Here is a 16,054-nt window from a genome sequence, read left to right on the forward strand (position 1 = left end):
CTCCTTTGACTTCAACCGAAACGGCCGGTGATGTAGTCCTCGGTCTCCTTGCGCTGCGGCTTGAAGAACATCTGTTCGGTGGCGCCGAACTCGATCAGGTCGCCCAGGTACATGTAGGCGGTGTAGTCGCTGCAGCGCGCCGCCTGCTGCATGTTGTGCGTCACGATGACCACGGTGTATTCGTTCTTGAGTTCGGCGATCAGCTCCTCGATCTTCGCGGTCGAGATCGGGTCGAGCGCCGAGCAGGGTTCGTCGAGCAGCAGCACCTCGGGCTTGATCGCGATGCCGCGCGCGATGCACAGGCGCTGCTGCTGGCCGCCGGAGAGGCCCGAGCCGCTCTGCTGCAGCTTGTCGCGCACTTCGGTCCAGAGCGCGGCCTTCTTGAGCGCCCACTCCACGCGGTCGTCCATCTCGCTCGCGCTGAGATTCTCGAACAGCTTCACGCCGAACGCGATGTTGTCGTAGATCGACATCGGGAACGGCGTGGGCTTCTGGAACACCATGCCGACCTTGGCGCGGATCAGCGCCACGTCCTGCTTGGAGGTGAGCAGGTTCTCGCCGTCGAGCGCGATCACGCCCTCGGCGCGCTGCTCGGGATAGAGCTCGAACATGCGGTTGAAGGTGCGCAGCAGGGTCGACTTGCCGCAACCCGACGGACCGATGAAGGCCGTGACCTTGTTCTCGGGAATCTCGAGGTTGATGCCCTTGAGCGCATGGAACTTGCCGTAGTAGAAGTTCAGGTCCTTGACCGAGATCTTCGAGGGCGACGGTTGTGCGACGGTGTTTGGCATGGTGCTTCTTCTTGAATCAGAGTTTGTTGCGCGTCAGCACGCGCGCCAGGATGTTGAGTGCGAGCACCGCGACGGTGATCAGGAACACGCCGGCCCACGCCAGTTGTTGCCAGTTCTCGTAGGGGCTCATTGCGAACTTGAAGATCGTGACCGGCAGGCTGGCCATCGGCTGGCTCAGGTCGGAGGTCCAGAACTGGTTGTTCAGCGCGGTGAAGAGCAGCGGCGCCGTTTCGCCCGCGATGCGCGCCACGGCGAGCAGCACGCCCGTGACCACACCGGCGCGTGCGGCGCGCAGCGTGATGCTCAGGATCACCTTCCACTTCGGCGTGCCGAGCGCATAGGCCGCTTCACGCAGCCCGGGCGGCACCAGCTGCAGCATGTTCTCGGTGGTGCGGATCACCACCGGGATCACGATCAGCGCCAGCGCCAGCGCACCGGCCAGACCCGAGAAGGTCTTGAAGTACGCCACCACCACCGCATACACGAACAGGCCGATCACGATCGACGGTGCCGACAGCAGGATGTCGTTGACGAAACGCGTGACCGAAGCCAGCCAGCCCTTCGGGTTGTACTCCGCGAGGTAGATGCCGGCCATGATGCCGATCGGCGTGCCCACGAAGGTGGCGAGGAGCACCATCACGGAGGAGCCGAAGATCGCATTCGCGATGCCGCCCGCCTCGTTCGGCGGCGGCGTCATTTCGGTGAAGGTGGCGATCGCCAGGCCGCCGAGACCCAGGCGCAGCGTTTCCCAGAGGATCCAGATCAGCCAGAAGACGCCGAACGCCATCGCCGCGAGCGAGAGCGTCAGCGCGACCTTGTTGAGCCGGTTGCGCGCGGCGAACTTGGCCTGGCGCGCTTCGGAAATCGCCTTGGCATTCACGAGGTTCTGCGCGGTGCTCACGATTTGGTTCCTTCGCTCTTCTTCATCTGGGCCAGCAGCATCTTGGACAGCGACAGCACGACGAAGGTGATGAAGAACAGCACCAGGCCGAGATACATCAGCGCCGCCTGGTGCAGGCCCGCGCCGGCTTCGGCGAACTCGTTGGCCAGTGCCGAGGTGATGCTGTTGGCTGCCTCGAACACCGACAGCGAATTGAGTTGGTTCATGTTGCCGATCACGAAGGTGACCGCCATGGTTTCACCGAGCGCCCGGCCGAGGCCGAGCATGATGCCGCCGATCACGCCGGCCTTGGTGTAGGGCAGCACCACCTTGGAGACCACTTCCCAGGTCGTGGAGCCGAGGCCGTAGGCCGACTCCTTGAGCAGGGGCGGCGTCACCTCGAACACGTCGCGCATCACCGAGGCGATGAACGGGATGATCATGATCGCGAGGATGATGCCGGCCGACAGAATGCCGATGCCCACCGGCGGCCCGGACACCAGCGCGCCGAGGTAGGGCACGCCGCTGAGCAGCTTCTGCAGCGGCTGCTGCACCCAGGTGGAAAGGATCGGGCCGAACACCAGCAGGCCCCACATGCCGTAGACGATGGACGGCACCGCCGCGAGCAGTTCGATGGCCGTGCCCAGCGGGCGCTTGAGCCAGTTGGGCGACAGTTCGGTGAGGAACAGCGCGATGCCGAAGCTCACCGGCACCGCGATCACCAGCGCGATGATCGAGGTGGCCAGCGTGCCGTAGATCATGACCAGGCCGCCGTACTCGTTCTGCACCGGGTCCCACACGCTGCTCGTGAGGAAGCCCAGGCCGTATTTCGAGATGGCGGGCCAGGCGCCGGCGATCAGCGACAGCAGGATGCCGATCAGCATCGCGAGCGTCAGCAGCGCGGCGCCCTTGGCGGCCCAGCCGAACAGGCGGTCGGCCATCGGGCCCGAACGCGGCGCCTTCACGGGCTGGGGGGCGGCGGCGCGGCCGCGCTCGGCAGCGAGGTCGAGCGTGGAAGCGGAGGCAGGAAAAGTGGATGACACGGGTCGCTCCGACAAAGACGAAGGCGGCGCATCCTCGAGCGAAGTGCTGCTCATGGGTGCGCCGTCCGGGACTGGATGGATGGGCTTACTTGTAGGCGATCGGCTTGCCCGAAGCGTCCTTGATCTCACCCCATGCCTTGACGATCGTGGCCTTCACGGTGTCGGGCATCGGCACGTAGTCGAGCTCGTCGGCCGTCTTGTCGCCGCTCTTGTAGGCCCAGTCGAAGAACTTCAGCACGGTCGTCGCGTTGGCGGGCTTCTCCTGTGCCTTGTGCATCAGGATGAAGGTGGCGCCGGTGATCGGCCAGGCGTCCTTGCCGGCCTGGTTGGTCAGCACCTGGTAGAAGCTCTTGCTCCAGTCGGCGCCGGCGGCGGCGGCCTTGAACGCGGTGTCTTCGGGCGAGACGAAGTTGCCGGCCGCGTTCTGCAGCTGGGCGTAGGTCATCTTGTTCTGCTTGACGTAGGCGTACTCGACGTAGCCGATCGAGTTGGGCAGGCGGCCCACGAACGCGGCGACGCCTTCGTTGCCCTTGCCACCCGCGCCGGTGGGCCAGTTGACTGCCGTGCCTTCGCCGACCTTGGTCTTCCACTCGGCGTTGACCTTGCTCAGGTAGTTGGTGAACAGGAAGCTGGTGCCCGAACCGTCGGCGCGGCGGACCGGCGCGATGGCGGCGTCAGGCAGCGCCAGCGAACCGTTCAGCGCCTTGATGGCGGGGTCGTTCCACTTGGTGATCTTGCCGAGGTAGATGTCGCCCAGCACCTGGCCGTTGAGCTTCAGCTCGCCCGGCTTGATGCCCTGGATGTTCACGACGGGAATCACGCCGCCGATGACGGTGGGGAACTGCATCAGGCCCTTGGCCTGGAGGTCCTCGTCCTTCAGGGGGGCGTCGGAAGCGCCGAAATCGACGGTCTTGGCCTCGATCTGCTTGAGGCCGGCACCCGAACCGACCGACTGGTAGTTGATCTTGACGCCGGTGGCCTTGTTGAAGTCGGAAGCCCACTTGGCATAGAGCGGCGCCGGGAAGCTGGCGCCGGCACCCGTCACGTCCTGCGCGAAGGCGGGCACATGGGCGAAAGCCGCGGCCACGAGGCCGGCAGCTGCAAATTTGAACGTTGCTTTCATATCGCTTCCTTTAGAAGTAAGAAGTAGTCCCCCTTCGGGCTTGGACGGACTCTAGAAAGCTTGTGTGACATCGGTGTGACACCCTCCTGTCGAGGGAAATGCGGCTGTTTTCGATCGGGCTTGTGTGACGCTGTCACGGAACCGTCATGTGGCACGCCTAGCCTTCCGAAGCCCCCCGCCGACGACGAAGCCCACCGTTTGGGCGCTACGATCCCAGGCACTGCCCCCTCTCCACACAACTACATGCAAAACGGCACCCGCCTCGCCGCTGTCGATCTCGGATCGAACAGCTTCAGGCTCGAAATCGGCCAGGTCGACCACGGCCAGATCCATCGCACCGAATACCTCAAGGAGACGGTGCGCCAGGGCAACGGGCTCGACAGCGCCCGCAACCTCACGCCCGAAGCCATGCAGCGCGGCTGGGACGCCCTCGCCCGCTTCGGCGAGCGGCTGGCGGGCTTCAAGCGCTCGCAGGTGCGTGCCGTGGCCACCCAGACGCTGCGCGAGGCACGCAACCGCGAGGAATTCCTGCTGCGCGCGCGCACCATCCTGGGCTTCGGCATCGACGTGATCCCGGGCCGGGAGGAAGCCCGCCTGATCTACCAGGGCGTGGCGCACATGCTGCCGCACACCGATGCCTCGGACCGGGAACGGCGGCTCGTGGTGGACATCGGCGGACGGTCCACCGAAATGATCATCGGCCGTGCGCTGCAGGCCGAGCTGATGGAGTCGTACCGCGTGGGCAGCGTCGCCTGGTCGATGAAGCACTTCGCCGAAGGCCTGTTCACGCCCGCCGCATTTCGCGCCGCCGAGGTCGCGGCCAAGGCGGTGCTCGACGATGCACTTTCAGGCTACGGCCGCGAGCGCTGGGACGTCGCCTACGGCGCCTCGGGCACCATCGGCGCGGTGGGCGACGTGCTGGCCGCGGCCGGCGGCGAGCTGGGGCTGATCACGCGCGACGGACTCGACTGGCTGGTCGACCGGCTGCTCAAGGCCGGCAGCGCCGACAAGCTGCGCATCGACGGCATGCGCGAAGACCGCAAGGCCGTGATCGGCGGCGGCGTGAGCGTGCTTCGCGCGGTGTTCGACCTGCTCGGCATCGAGGAAATGAAGGTCGCCCAGGGCGCCCTGCGCCACGGCGTGCTCTATGAGCTGCTGGAGCGCGACGAAAGCGTGGCCGACCTGCGCACCGCCACCGTCGCGCGGCTCGCGAGCCGGTTCTCGGTCGATGCGGCGCAGGCCCGGCGCGTGGGCGACACCGCGGCGGCGCTGTTCGTGCAGCTCATGCCCGCGGCGCGCGGGGGCAGCACCGGCACCCGTGCCGGCCGCGCGCTGCGCAAGCTCGGGTGGGCCGCCCAGTTGCACGAGATCGGCACGCTGGTGTCGCACAGCGACTATCACAAGCACGGCGCCTACATCCTCGACAACACCGATGCGCCCGGCTTTGCCGTGAACGAGCTGCATGCGCTCGCGCAACTGGTGCTGGGGCAGCGCGGCAAGCTGCGCAAGCTCGATGCCGCGCTCGAGGACGAGACCTTCGTGATGCAGCTGCTCTCGCTGCGCCTCGCCGTCATCCTGTGCCACGCGCGCCGCGATCCCGACGTCCGGGCGCTGAATCTGGTGGCACTGGGTGCCCGCGCCTTCACGATCGCCTGCGCACCGGACTGGGCGGAGGCCTATCCGCAGTCGGCCCACCTGCTGCGGGAGGAAGTGCTGGCCTGGCAGAAGACCAGCAGCTGGCGCGTCGAACTCAGCTGAACGCCAGGTGCTCCCCTTCGCGGGCGCACCGGAACCGGCTCACCGGGCTTCGGTCCGCGCCGCGAGCTGCGACGACGCGTCCTGGCCGAACATGCCGGCATAGGCCGGCTGGAGGATCTGCGAGAGCCCGCGGCGCAGGCCGTCCTGGGCCTTGGCGGTGTCCTGCAGCAACCCGTCGTAGGCCAGGAAGGCCGGCTCTTCGAGGTCGGACGTGTGCGTGGTCTGGAACAGCACCGCCTGCTGCTCGTTCTTCAGCGACTGTTCGATCGCAACGAAGGGCTTGTAGCTCGACGTGATGTCGGGCGCCCCGTAGGTGGTGGTGACGCGAACCACCAGGGTGCTGTAGCCCGGGGTCGGCTGGAAGTCGGGCACCTGCAGCACGTCGAGCAACCGGTCCACGCGCGGCACGGGGGTGATGCGGACTTCGCGGCCGCCCGCGCGCAGGCGCGCCGCGAGCAGCTCCGCGAAATGCCGGTTGAGCGAAGCCGCCCCGCTCTTCTTGACCGCGGTGGTGAACTCCCCGCTGCGCCGCTCGATGCGGTCTTCGCGCGTGACGCGGGTGCCGACCTCCACGCCCAGCGCGACCAGCGTGCCGACCGGTCCGAAGACCCCGGCCCAGCCCACGATCGCCGAGCCGCCGCCGTCCATGACCGTCAGCCGATCCTCGTCGTTGTAGACGAGTTCGATCTTCGTGACCGAACGCGTGAGGTCGTGGCGGACCTGCGGGGCGGCATCGGGCGCGTGCGTGGCGGCACAACCCGGCAGGAGAAGAAGAACGGCTGCTGCAGACAGCAGGGAAACCAGCGTTTTCATGGGCGCTCGCGGTGGAAGGCGGCTGCGCCAGCCCGCCATCCGATGCCCGCTGACTCGCGGCGCCCAAGGCGTTTGCCGTGCAATCGCCTTGTGGTTGTAAGTTATCGATGCAAGTTGTGACTAAATGCATCTGGCACAGTCATTGTGCCTACATACCGCTGCCGCGTCCCCATGAAATTCGTCAATTAGTTTACAGATCTGAGCGAATTCTTCGCTCCGACGCAGGCTCAGATCAGCTCGGGCGACTGCACCGTGACGACCACGGTCTGCACGTCGCCGTCGCGCTCGCGGGTGCGGATCCACCACAGCGCGCCCTTGCGGACCGGACAGCTGTCCTGCTTGAGCCCGAGCAGCAGCGAGATCGCCTGCCCCACCGACGGCTGATGGCCGACCATCAGCACGACCGACTTGCCGTTGGGCCACCCGGCCGCAGCCAGCATGGCCTCGGCATTGGTGTCGGGTGCGAGCTCCGAGCGCAGCTTGTACTTGCGGCCGAGCGCGAGCACGGTCTGCTCGCAACGCCGCGCCGGGCTGCAGATGATGCGCGTGCCGTCGGGCAATTGCCGGTCGAGCCAGCTCGCCATGCGCTTGGCCTGCTTCTCGCCGCGGGGCGTCAACGAACGCTGCAGGTCGTCGCAGCCCTCGGTCCAGTCCTCGGCTTCGGCATGGCGCCAGAAGATCAAGTCCATGGTCATCGTCTTTCGATCGTCAGTTGCCCGATGCATCGGGGTGATGCCCTCGCGATGCATAACGATTCATGAGCGCGGTCTGCGCTCCGTGCGCCTCGATGGCCCGCGAGGCGCCGGTCTCCCCGGCGTGAGTGTCGTGGTCCACGCGGGTGTAGATGCCGTCGCCGCCGAGGTCCCAGGCGTCGCGGCCGTCGTGCAGGTAGGCCACCAGGCATTCGTCGATCAGGCGCTGGCGCAGGCTGGGATCGGTCACCGGCCACGCGAGTTCGACCCGGCGCATCATGTTGCGGTTCATCCAGTCGGCGCTCGACAGATAGAGCGATTCCTCCTCGCCCACGCGGAAATAGAAGACTCGCGAATGCTCGAGGAAGCGCCCGATCACCGAGCGCACGCGGATGTTGTCGGTCAGCCCCGCCACCTGCGCCGGCAGCGTGCACGCGCCGCGCACGATCAGGTCGATCTTCACGCCGTTCTGCCCGGCGCGGATCAGAGCCGCCACGAGCTCCTCGTCGGTCAGCGCATTCATCTTGGCGACGATGCGCGTGGGCTCGCCGGTGGCGGCCGCGAGGCTCAGCGCATCGATCTGCGCCACGAGGTTGCGGTGCAGGTCGAAGGGCGCGAGCCACATGCGGTTGAGCTTCGGCAAGCGGCTCTGGCTGGCCAGATGGACGAACACCGCCTCCATGTCGGCGGTCAGCAGCGGATCGGCCGTGAGATGGCTGATGTCGGTGTAGAGCCGGGCGGTGCGCGGGTTGTAGTTGCCGGTGGACAGGTGCCCGTAGCGGCGCATCTGCTTGCCCTCGCGGCGTGTCACCAGCAGCATCTTGGCGTGCGTCTTGAGGCCGACCACGCCGTAGACCACCTGCGCGCCGATGGACTCGAGCATCTCGGCCCAGTTGATGTTGGCTTCCTCGTCGAAGCGGGCCTTGAGCTCCACCACCACCGTCACTTCCTTGCCGCGGCGCACTGCCTCGCGCAGCAGGTCCATGAGTTCCGAATCGGCGCCGGTGCGGTAGATGGTCTGCTTGATCGCGAGCACCTGCGGGTCTTCCACGGCTTCCCGCAGGAAGGCCAGCACGCCGTCGAAGCTCTCGAAGGGCTGGTGGATCAGCACGTCGCCGCGCTGCAGGCGCTCGAAGAAGGACTGCGCGGGCGAGAGCGTGACCGGATAGGAGGCGGTGTAGGGCGGAAAGCGCAGCTGCGGCTCTTCGAGCAGGTCGATCAGCTGCGTGAGCCGCGCGAGGTTGACCGGGCCATGCACGCGGTAGAGCGCCTGCGGCGGCAGGTTGAACTGCGCGAGCAGGAAGCTCGCGAGCGACTCGGCGCAGCTCGCCGACACCTCGAGCCGCACGGCCTGTCCGAAATGGCGGTGCTGCAGCCCCTGGCGCAAGGCGGTGCGCAGGTTCTTGACGTCTTCCTCGTCCACCGCGAGGTCGGAATGGCGCGTCACGCGGAACTGCGAGAAATCGCCGACCTCGCGTCCGGGGAACATGCCCGACAGGTGCGCGCGCACCACGCTCGAGAGCGCCACGAACAGCGTCTTGCCGTCCGAGACCTTGGCCGGCATGCGGATCACCCGCGGCAGCACGCGCGGCACCTTGACGATCTGGATCGGGTTCTCGCGGCCGAAGGCATCCTTGCCGCCGAGCCGCACGATGAAGTTGAGCGACTTGTTGGCGACCTGCGGAAACGGATGCGCCGGGTCCAGCCCCACGGGAATCAGCAGCGGCCGCACCTCGCGCTCGAAATACTCACTGACCCACTTGCGCTGCGCCGGGGTGCGCTCGCCGTGCGAGACGATGTGGATGCCGTGGGTCGCGAACGTCGGCATCAGCTCGTCGTTGTAGAGCGCGTACTGGCGCGCCACCAGCGCATGCGCCGTCTCGGCGAGGCGCTCGAACGAACCGACCGTGTAGGCGCCCTTCTGGTCGCCGGCGCCGCGGGCGATCAGGTGCGGTGCGGCGCGGACTTCAAAGAACTCGTCGAGGTTCGACGACACGATGCACAGGTAGCGCAGCCGTTCGATCAGCGGCACCTCGGGCCGGCGCGCCCAGTCAAGCACACGCTCGTTGAAAGACAGGATGCTGTGGTCGCGATCGAGCAGCTTGAATGCCGAGGCCGCGACCGGTGGGCCAGCGGGAGCAGATTCCATGGGGACTGATTCTGGAGCAAGCGGCACGGGAGCACACGAAGACGGAAATATGACAGTGTCACCATCGTTTGTGACGTTTTCGTGACTCTGCGGTGACGGCGGGAGGTGGTGCTGCACCGCCGTGTCATCGGTAGAGGCAGGCGGCCCGGCGTCGGGCCGGGCGGCCGCTGGCTTCATGCGCCGAGGAAATGCTTGCGGTAGCGCGCGGGCAGGTCGTCGATGCGCATCAGCATCGGCAGGTCCGCGGTGTTGAAGTCCGGATCCCAGGCCGGCGCGCCCAGCACCTTGGCGCCCAGGCGCAGGTAGCCTTTGATCAGCGCCGGCGGCTCGACGTCGAGCGCGCTGTCGAGCCGCTCGATCGGCAGCGGCAGGCGAGGCTGCACCTGGTACTGGATCGGTGCCATGTGCGTGGCCGAGAGCTGGCGCCAGATGCTGGCGGCGGCGTCGCCGCTGGTCACGCCGTTGTGTGACATCGGAATGCTGGCGCAGCCGATCATGGTGTCGAGCTTGTTGCGGTGCATGAAGCCCGCGAGCGCGCCCCACAGCGCGAGGATCACCCCGCCCTGCCGGTGTGCCGGATGCACGCAGCTGCGGCCCAGCTCGACCATGCGTTCGCGCAGGTCGCGCAGCCGGGTCAGGTCGAACTCGGTGTCGCTGTAGGTGCTGCCCACGCGGCGCGCCTGGGCCGGCGTGAGCACGCGGTAGGTGCCGATCACCTGCTGCGTGAGCTCGTCGCGCACCACCAGATGCTCGCAGAAGTCGTCGAACAGGTCGACGTCGTGCCCGGCGATCGGCGTGCTCACGCGGGCACCCATTTCGCCGACGAACACCTCGTAGCGCAGGCGCTGCGCCGCGCGCACGTCGTCGAGGTGGCGCGCCCAACCCACGGTGATGCCCTGCTTCGCGTCGACGACCGGCGGCACCAGAACCGCCGCGGGCGCCTCGGGCACCTGCGTGCGCGGCAGGCTGGGTGCGGGCCAGATGGCGGCACGCAGTCCGAGCTGCGAGAGCGGGAACGTCGGATTGGGCAGTTCTTTCATGCGGGATCCCTTTCTGCCCACGGAGTCTCTGCACCTGTGGTGAAAGCGGCATGTCAGCGGCATGGCAATTGCATGACCGTGTTACAGCGTATGAAAGCCCCGCCTTGGAGGTCTAATGCGGGCTTCCCGACATGGAGCCTTCGACATGGCGACCGCCGCAAACAGCAGTTTCGACAACCGACTCCACCAGACCTTTCCGGTGCTCAGCGACGCCGAGATCGCGCGCGTCGCCCGCTTCGCGACGGTGCAGCACTTCGCCCGCGGCGAGCGCCTGTTCACCGCGGGCGAGACCAGTCCGGGCATGTTCGTGCTGCTCAAGGGCGTCGTCGCGGTCACGCAGCGTGACGGTCTCGGCCACGTGGTGCCGATCGTGCGGCAGGGACCCGGCGAGTTCCTGGCCGAAGTGGGCCAGTTGAGCGGCCGCCCCGCGCTGGTCGACGGCCATGCCGACGAGGACGTCGAGGCGCTGCTCGTGCCGCCCGCGCAACTGCGCGCGCTGCTGGTGGCCGAAGCCGACCTGGGCGAACGCATCACGCGCGCCCTGATCCTGCGTCGCGTGGCGCTGATCGAGTCAGGCGCGAGCGGGCCGGTGCTGATCGGCAAGCCGGCCTCGCCCGACATGGCGCGGCTGGAGAATTTCCTGCGCCGCAACGGCCACCCCTACCACCTCGTCGACGCGGCCGAGGACCCGGACGCCGCCGCGCTGCTCGAACAGTACGGCACCTGCAAGCTGCTCGCGGTGTGCCCCGACGGCTCGGTGCTGGTGAACCCGGCCGAAGATGCGCTCGCGCGCTGCCTCGGCATGCTCGACACCGCCGAGCGCGAGGAGGCGTTCGACGTCGCCGTGGTCGGTGCCGGGCCGGCCGGCCTGGCAACGGCGGTGTATGCGGCCTCCGAGGGCCTGCGCGTGATCGTGCTCGACTGCCGCGCCTTCGGCGGCCAGGCCGGCGCGAGCGCGCGCATCGAGAACTACCTGGGCTTTCCCACCGGCATCTCGGGCCAGGCGCTGGCGGGACGCGCGTTCGTGCAGGCCCAGAAGTTCGGCGTCGACATGCTGATTCCGGCCCAGGCAGAGTCGCTCGACTGCACGCGCGACAACCCCGAGCGCAACCTGCGGATCACGCTGACCGACGGCCGCGCGATCCGCGCCCGCACGGTGGTGATCGCGAGCGGCGCGCGCTACCGGCGTCCCGACGTGCCGCGGCTGGCGGAATTCGAAGGCCGAGGCATCTGGTACTGGGCCTCGGCCATCGAAGCCAAGCTCTGCGCCCGGCAGGAGGTCGCGCTGGTCGGCGGCGGCAATTCGGCGGGCCAGGCGGCCGTGTTCCTGTCGCGCCATGCGGCCAAGGTCAACGTGCTGGTGCGCGGACCCTCGCTGGCGGCGAGCATGTCGCGCTACCTGATCGACCGCATCGAGGCCACGCCCAACATCGAGCTGCATCCGCACACCCAGCTCGTGAAGCTCAACGGCGGGCCGAACGAGGGCCTGACCGGTGCCACCTGGCGCTGCCAGCGCACCGGGCGCGAGCACGACTGCGCGGCACGCAACATCTTCCTGTTCGTCGGCGCCGAACCCGAAACCGGCTGGCTCGAAGGCTGCGGCGTCTCGGTCGACAAGCACGGCTTCGTGCTCACCGGCGATGCGGCGAGCGGCGGCTTCCCGGCGCGGCCGGCGGCGCCGCTCGAATCGAGCGTCCAGGGCGTGTTCGCGGTGGGCGACGTGCGCTCGGGCTCGGTCAAGCGCGTGGGCGGCGCCATCGGCGAAGGCGCCGCGGTGGTCGCGCTGATCCACCAGCATCTGTCATCGGCCTCGGCCGTGGCCTGAGCGGCATCGTCCGCGCGGCGCTGCGCGTCCCGCAAATCCCCCGCGCCGCGCGCACGGCGGAGGCCGCGTATATGCTGCGCCCCTCGGAACACAACCACACACGGAGAGCCGCGACATGCCCGCTTCGCCCATCGAGGTCTATTCCTGGCCCACGCCCAACGGCCACAAGATTCACATCATGCTGGAGGAGTGCGGACTGCCCTACCGCGCCCATCCGGTCAACATCGGCAAGGGCGACCAGTTCGCGCCCGACTTCCTGCGCATCAGCCCGAACAACAAGATTCCCGCCATCACCGATCCCGACGGGCCGGACGGCCAGCCGATCTCGCTGTTCGAATCGGGCGCCATCCTGGTCTATCTGGCGGGCAAGACCGGCCGGTTCCTGCCGGAGACCGACCGCGAACGCTACGACGTGCTGCAGTGGCTCATGTTCCAGATGGGCGGCGTCGGCCCGATGCTCGGCCAGGCGCACCACTTCCGCATGTACGCGCCCGAGAAGATCCCCTACGCCATCGACCGCTACAGCAACGAGGCCAAGCGCCTCTACGGCGTGATCGACCGGCAGTTGTCGAAGAACAGGTTCATCGCCGGCAAGAGCTACTCGATCGCCGACATCGCGATCTTTCCGTGGCTGCGCAGCTGGGACAAGCAGGGCATCACGCTCAGCGACTACCCGCACCTCAAGGCCTGGTTCGACGGCATTGCCGCCCGTCCGGCCGTGCAGCGCGGCGTGCAGGTGCTCGCGGACCTGCGCCAGCCGATCACCGGCGACAAGGAACGCGAGATTCTTTTCGGCAAGACGCAGTACGAGAGGCGCTGAGCGCCCCTTTATCCAGGCTAGAATGGAAGGCTTGTCGGGGTGTAGCGCAGCCTGGTAGCGCATCTGGTTTGGGACCAGAGGGTCGAAGGTTCGAATCCTTTCGCCCCGACCAAGTCTTTCGGTATTTTTCTTTTCCGCTTCTGTCCGGCCCGGATTCTGCCCGTAGCTCAGTTGGATAGAGCACCTGCCTTCTAAGCAGGTTGTCGGGGGTTCGATCCCCCTCCGGGCAGGCCACTTCCTTTTTTATTCGTCACCACCGCAGCGGATTTGCGCCGCCTGCGTGCGTCGATGCGTCCGGCCCCTGCGCCGCTATTGGCTTTGCAAATTCCGAACGCCAATTGCATGCGGTCACAAGTCCGTGGTGAATCGGCCGACGAAGTAAACGTCTGCAACGCGGCATGCATGTTGCAAAGCCCGTGTATCCTTTCTGGCCCCTCCAAACAGGGGCGGCGATCCACGAAGCTTCAATGAAATTAGCGATTCTGACCATCCGCGGAAAACCGGTGAACCCCGGCATATCTGCGCTCGTTTTTCTGCTTTTTTCGCTCGTGGTCGGCGTCATACCTTTTGCTTATCACGATACCGCCGCGGCGAATTTCCCGGACGAGGACACGCTGCTGAGTTTCTTCGGCGAGGATGCCTGCCAATTGACTTCCACCACGGTGGAAGAACGCAATTCCTACGCCTGCAGCGCCTTCCTGCTCGAATCGGCCGGCCTCAGCGCAGAAACCGCTCCGCTCGCTGGCGCGATCCTGAGCGTGGCGCTCACGATGATCCCGCTGTTCCAGTTCCGGCGCGTGTCGCTCGGGGTGTTCCTGGTGTCTGTGGGATGGGGCTTCATCCGCGCGATCTTTCTTTCCGTGCTCTCGAAGGACATGCTGTCGGCCACCGTCGTCCTCATCTGCGTGATGGCGGCGAGGAGTTCGTATTTCGGCTGGATCTGGCTCGCGACGGCCACGCTTTACGGCTGGATGGTCCGCAAGTACTGGCTGCTCGTGAGCGCGGTCTGGGTCGGCTTGTGGATGGTTCGGAAGCGGCTCACCGTTTTTCGGCTGGTGATGCTGATTCTTTTGATCTATATCGCAATGGCGCTGGTCTTTCAGGTGGCGCTCGGTGTTTCGCTCGATTTCGCCCGCGCCCAGGTGAATGAAAACCGTGAAATCGGCGCCGAAGGCTCGCGCACCATCATCGAGGCGGTGATCGCGTCGGAAAATCCGATTGCGCAGGCGCTCAATGCGCTGATCACCTATTTCCGCCTCGCATTTCCGCTCGAACTCCTGCGATTCGGCTCGGTGGGCCAATTGGCATTCATTGCCATCATGCCTTTTACCTACATCTGGATGATTCGCGTGATCGTCAAAGGCGTGAAATCGAAGGATCCGAAAATGATCCAGGCCGGCAAGATCGCGCTCGCGCCGCTGTCGTTCCTGATCATCGAAGGCATCTTCGAGCCGGACTTCGGTTCCTTTGCGCGCCATTTCGCCATGGTCAGTCCGCTCGTCTTTTCCGCCATGGCGCTGGTGCAGCAGGCGGAGCGGGCGCAGAACCGGCGGCTGCTGCGCGCACGGATGCAGGCCCAGGCACTCGCCACCACCCCAACGCCCACGCCCGAAGGGGCCTGACTCCGGTGAAATCCCAAGCCATCGTCGAAGACACCTCCCGCTACCTCGAATCGATCCAGGCCGGCAGAGGCATCGCCGCGCTCCTGGTGGTGGTGCACCATGCGGCGCAGAAGGCCGCCGCGCTGTCCGACGGCGCCATCCCGCCCTTCGACTTCGGCATCGTCGGGGTCGATCTGTTCTTCATGATCAGCGGGTTCATCATCTATTTCGTCACGGCCCACAAGCCGACGACGCATGCCGAGTTCTTCGAGAAGCGGCTGGTGCGCATCTTTCCGCTGTACTGGGGCCTTTCGCTGCTGGCGCTGGCCATCTTCCTGGTGAAGCCGGGCCTCATCAACAGCAGCGCGAGCGTGCCGACCGACGTCACCGCCTCGTTCCTGCTCTGGCCCACGGTGGCGCCCTACCTCGTCAACAACGGCTGGACGCTCACCTACGAGGTGCTGTTCTACATCCTGTGGGGCCTGGTGGCGATGCCGATGGCCACCACCCGCCGCGCGCTGGTGGCCTGCGCCCTGCTGCTGGCGATCGCGCTCGCAGGCCGCGTGGTCGCGCTCGATCCCAAGGTGCTCAACCTCTCGCTCTTCGTCGAATTCGCGGCCGGCGTGCTGACCGGCATGGCTTTCCACCGGCGCTGGCTGCGGCCGAACCGGGTGCTCTCCGCGCTGTTGGTCCTGGTCGGCACCGTCCTGGCCTATCTGGCGGTCGAAGGCGGCATGTCCAACTCGCCGATCCGCGGCTTCGTGCTGCTGGTGCCGGTGGCGCTGATGTTCCTGGGCATCGTGCTGGCCGGCCCACTCTGGCGGAAGGCGCAGTGGATGCTGCGCATCGGCGACAGCTCGTATTCGTTGTACCTCTTCCATCCGTTCATCCTGGTGATCATTCCGATCGCGGTGCGCCTGACGAAGCAGCAGCAGTCGCCCGGCGCGGTGCTGGCGATCTCCGTGGGAGCCTGCGTGGCGGCCGTCCTCTTCTCGTTCCTGCTCTACAAGCTCGTGGAACTGCCGCTGACCAACAGGCTCCGGGGCATGGTCGGGCGCATCGGCCGCTCGGCACGCCAACCCGCCTGAAGGCTTACAGCGCGTCGGGACGGCCGCTGTCGCGCCGCGGCACCGCGGCCGGCGATCTTCCCGGCATGCACACCGCCGACGCTCCCGAGGTTCCGCCGCGCTTTCCTTCCGGCTGGCGCATGGCCGCGCTCGCGTACACCGCGGCGGGCCTGACGGGCCTCGTCGCCTGCGCGGCCTTTCCCGAGAGCGAAACGGCCATGCTCGCCACCATTGCCGGCGGGCTGCCCTGGTCGCTGAGCCTGCTGACGCTCGGCCTGGCGCCGGGCGTTGCGCAGACCGCGCTGCTGCTGCTGGCGGGAAGCTGGGCACTCAATGCGGCGCTGCTGTGGTGGCTGGCCCTGCGCCGCGGCGGCGAACGGCGCGGCGACGGCAGCTGAAGAAAAGCGGCGCCACCCGGGCGCCATTCGATGCGATCATTTCGGGTTGTTGCT

Annotated in this window: 14 protein-coding genes and 2 tRNA genes; 8 read left to right on the forward strand and 8 right to left on the reverse strand. The window is 67.0% G+C overall.

Annotated elements, in window-relative coordinates; translation table 11 throughout:
* Positions 1–11: 11 nt before the first annotated feature.
* The 4 genes from pstB to pstS form a co-directional block, all read right to left on the reverse strand.
* The gene (gene pstB, locus M2165_RS23450; protein WP_280816973.1) at positions 12–791 is read right to left on the reverse strand and encodes a phosphate ABC transporter ATP-binding protein PstB; all 780 of its coding nucleotides are present in this window, start codon (positions 789–791) and stop codon (positions 12–14) included.
* A 16-nt stretch (positions 792–807) separates the two neighbouring features.
* The gene (gene pstA, locus M2165_RS23455; RefSeq protein WP_280816974.1) at positions 808–1,692 is read right to left on the reverse strand and encodes a phosphate ABC transporter permease PstA; all 885 of its coding nucleotides are present in this window, start codon (positions 1,690–1,692) and stop codon (positions 808–810) included.
* On the reverse strand, positions 1,689–2,612 hold the full coding sequence (gene pstC, locus M2165_RS23460; RefSeq protein WP_280817606.1) for a phosphate ABC transporter permease subunit PstC: 924 nt from the start codon (positions 2,610–2,612) through the stop codon (positions 1,689–1,691). The genes pstA and pstC overlap by 4 nt, the downstream gene beginning before the upstream one ends.
* 187 nt (positions 2,613–2,799) lie before the next feature.
* A complete protein-coding gene (gene pstS, locus M2165_RS23465; RefSeq protein ID WP_280816975.1) occupies positions 2,800–3,837 on the reverse strand; it encodes a phosphate ABC transporter substrate-binding protein PstS in 1,038 nt (345 codons plus the stop codon).
* A gap of 243 nt (positions 3,838–4,080) precedes the next feature.
* Between pstS and M2165_RS23470 the strand changes: the two genes are divergently transcribed.
* On the forward strand, positions 4,081–5,595 hold the full coding sequence (locus M2165_RS23470; RefSeq protein ID WP_280816976.1) for a Ppx/GppA phosphatase family protein: 1,515 nt from the start codon (positions 4,081–4,083) through the stop codon (positions 5,593–5,595).
* A 39-nt stretch (positions 5,596–5,634) separates the two neighbouring features.
* Here M2165_RS23470 and M2165_RS23475 read toward each other — a convergent pair whose 3' ends face one another.
* The 4 genes from M2165_RS23475 to M2165_RS23490 all read right to left on the reverse strand — a co-directional run bounded on the left by M2165_RS23475 (position 5,635) and on the right by M2165_RS23490 (position 10,289).
* On the reverse strand, positions 5,635–6,408 hold the full coding sequence (locus M2165_RS23475; RefSeq protein ID WP_280816977.1) for a hypothetical protein: 774 nt from the start codon (positions 6,406–6,408) through the stop codon (positions 5,635–5,637).
* A gap of 227 nt (positions 6,409–6,635) precedes the next feature.
* Positions 6,636–7,097 carry a histidine phosphatase family protein gene (locus tag M2165_RS23480; RefSeq protein ID WP_280816978.1) on the reverse strand — a complete coding sequence of 154 codons (462 nt, stop codon included), beginning with the start codon at positions 7,095–7,097 and terminating at the stop codon, positions 6,636–6,638.
* A gap of 19 nt (positions 7,098–7,116) precedes the next feature.
* The gene (ppk1, locus tag M2165_RS23485) at positions 7,117–9,249 is read right to left on the reverse strand and encodes a polyphosphate kinase 1 (protein WP_280816979.1); all 2,133 of its coding nucleotides are present in this window, start codon (positions 9,247–9,249) and stop codon (positions 7,117–7,119) included.
* Between the two features lie 173 nt (positions 9,250–9,422).
* Positions 9,423–10,289, reverse strand: a complete 867-nt coding sequence (locus M2165_RS23490; RefSeq protein ID WP_280816980.1) for a GNAT family N-acyltransferase — start codon at positions 10,287–10,289, stop codon at positions 9,423–9,425.
* A 145-nt stretch (positions 10,290–10,434) separates the two neighbouring features.
* On the opposite strand from M2165_RS23490, the gene M2165_RS23495 reads away from it, so the two are divergent.
* From M2165_RS23495 to M2165_RS23525, 7 genes are all read left to right on the forward strand, one after another.
* The gene (locus M2165_RS23495) at positions 10,435–12,114 is read left to right on the forward strand and encodes an FAD-dependent oxidoreductase (RefSeq protein WP_280816981.1); all 1,680 of its coding nucleotides are present in this window, start codon (positions 10,435–10,437) and stop codon (positions 12,112–12,114) included.
* Positions 12,115–12,229: 115 nt separating this feature from the next.
* Positions 12,230–12,934, forward strand: coding sequence for a glutathione binding-like protein (locus M2165_RS23500; protein ID WP_280816982.1), 705 nt, complete (start codon positions 12,230–12,232; stop codon positions 12,932–12,934).
* A gap of 35 nt (positions 12,935–12,969) precedes the next feature.
* Positions 12,970–13,046 (forward strand) — tRNA-Pro (locus tag M2165_RS23505).
* 44 nt (positions 13,047–13,090) lie between these two features.
* Positions 13,091–13,168: transfer RNA gene (locus M2165_RS23510), tRNA-Arg, on the forward strand.
* A 233-nt stretch (positions 13,169–13,401) separates the two neighbouring features.
* Entirely contained in the window at positions 13,402–14,556 is a 1,155-nt protein-coding gene (locus tag M2165_RS23515) for a hypothetical protein (RefSeq protein ID WP_280816983.1), read from the forward strand.
* A 5-nt stretch (positions 14,557–14,561) separates the two neighbouring features.
* Positions 14,562–15,623, forward strand: coding sequence for an acyltransferase (locus tag M2165_RS23520; protein WP_280816984.1), 1,062 nt, complete (start codon positions 14,562–14,564; stop codon positions 15,621–15,623).
* Between the two features lie 65 nt (positions 15,624–15,688).
* On the forward strand, positions 15,689–16,000 hold the full coding sequence (locus M2165_RS23525; RefSeq protein WP_280816985.1) for a hypothetical protein: 312 nt from the start codon (positions 15,689–15,691) through the stop codon (positions 15,998–16,000).
* Positions 16,001–16,054 lie beyond the last annotated feature (54 nt).

Source organism: Variovorax sp. TBS-050B (genome assembly GCF_029893635.1).
In the GTDB taxonomy this organism is placed as follows: domain Bacteria; phylum Pseudomonadota; class Gammaproteobacteria; order Burkholderiales; family Burkholderiaceae_C; genus Variovorax.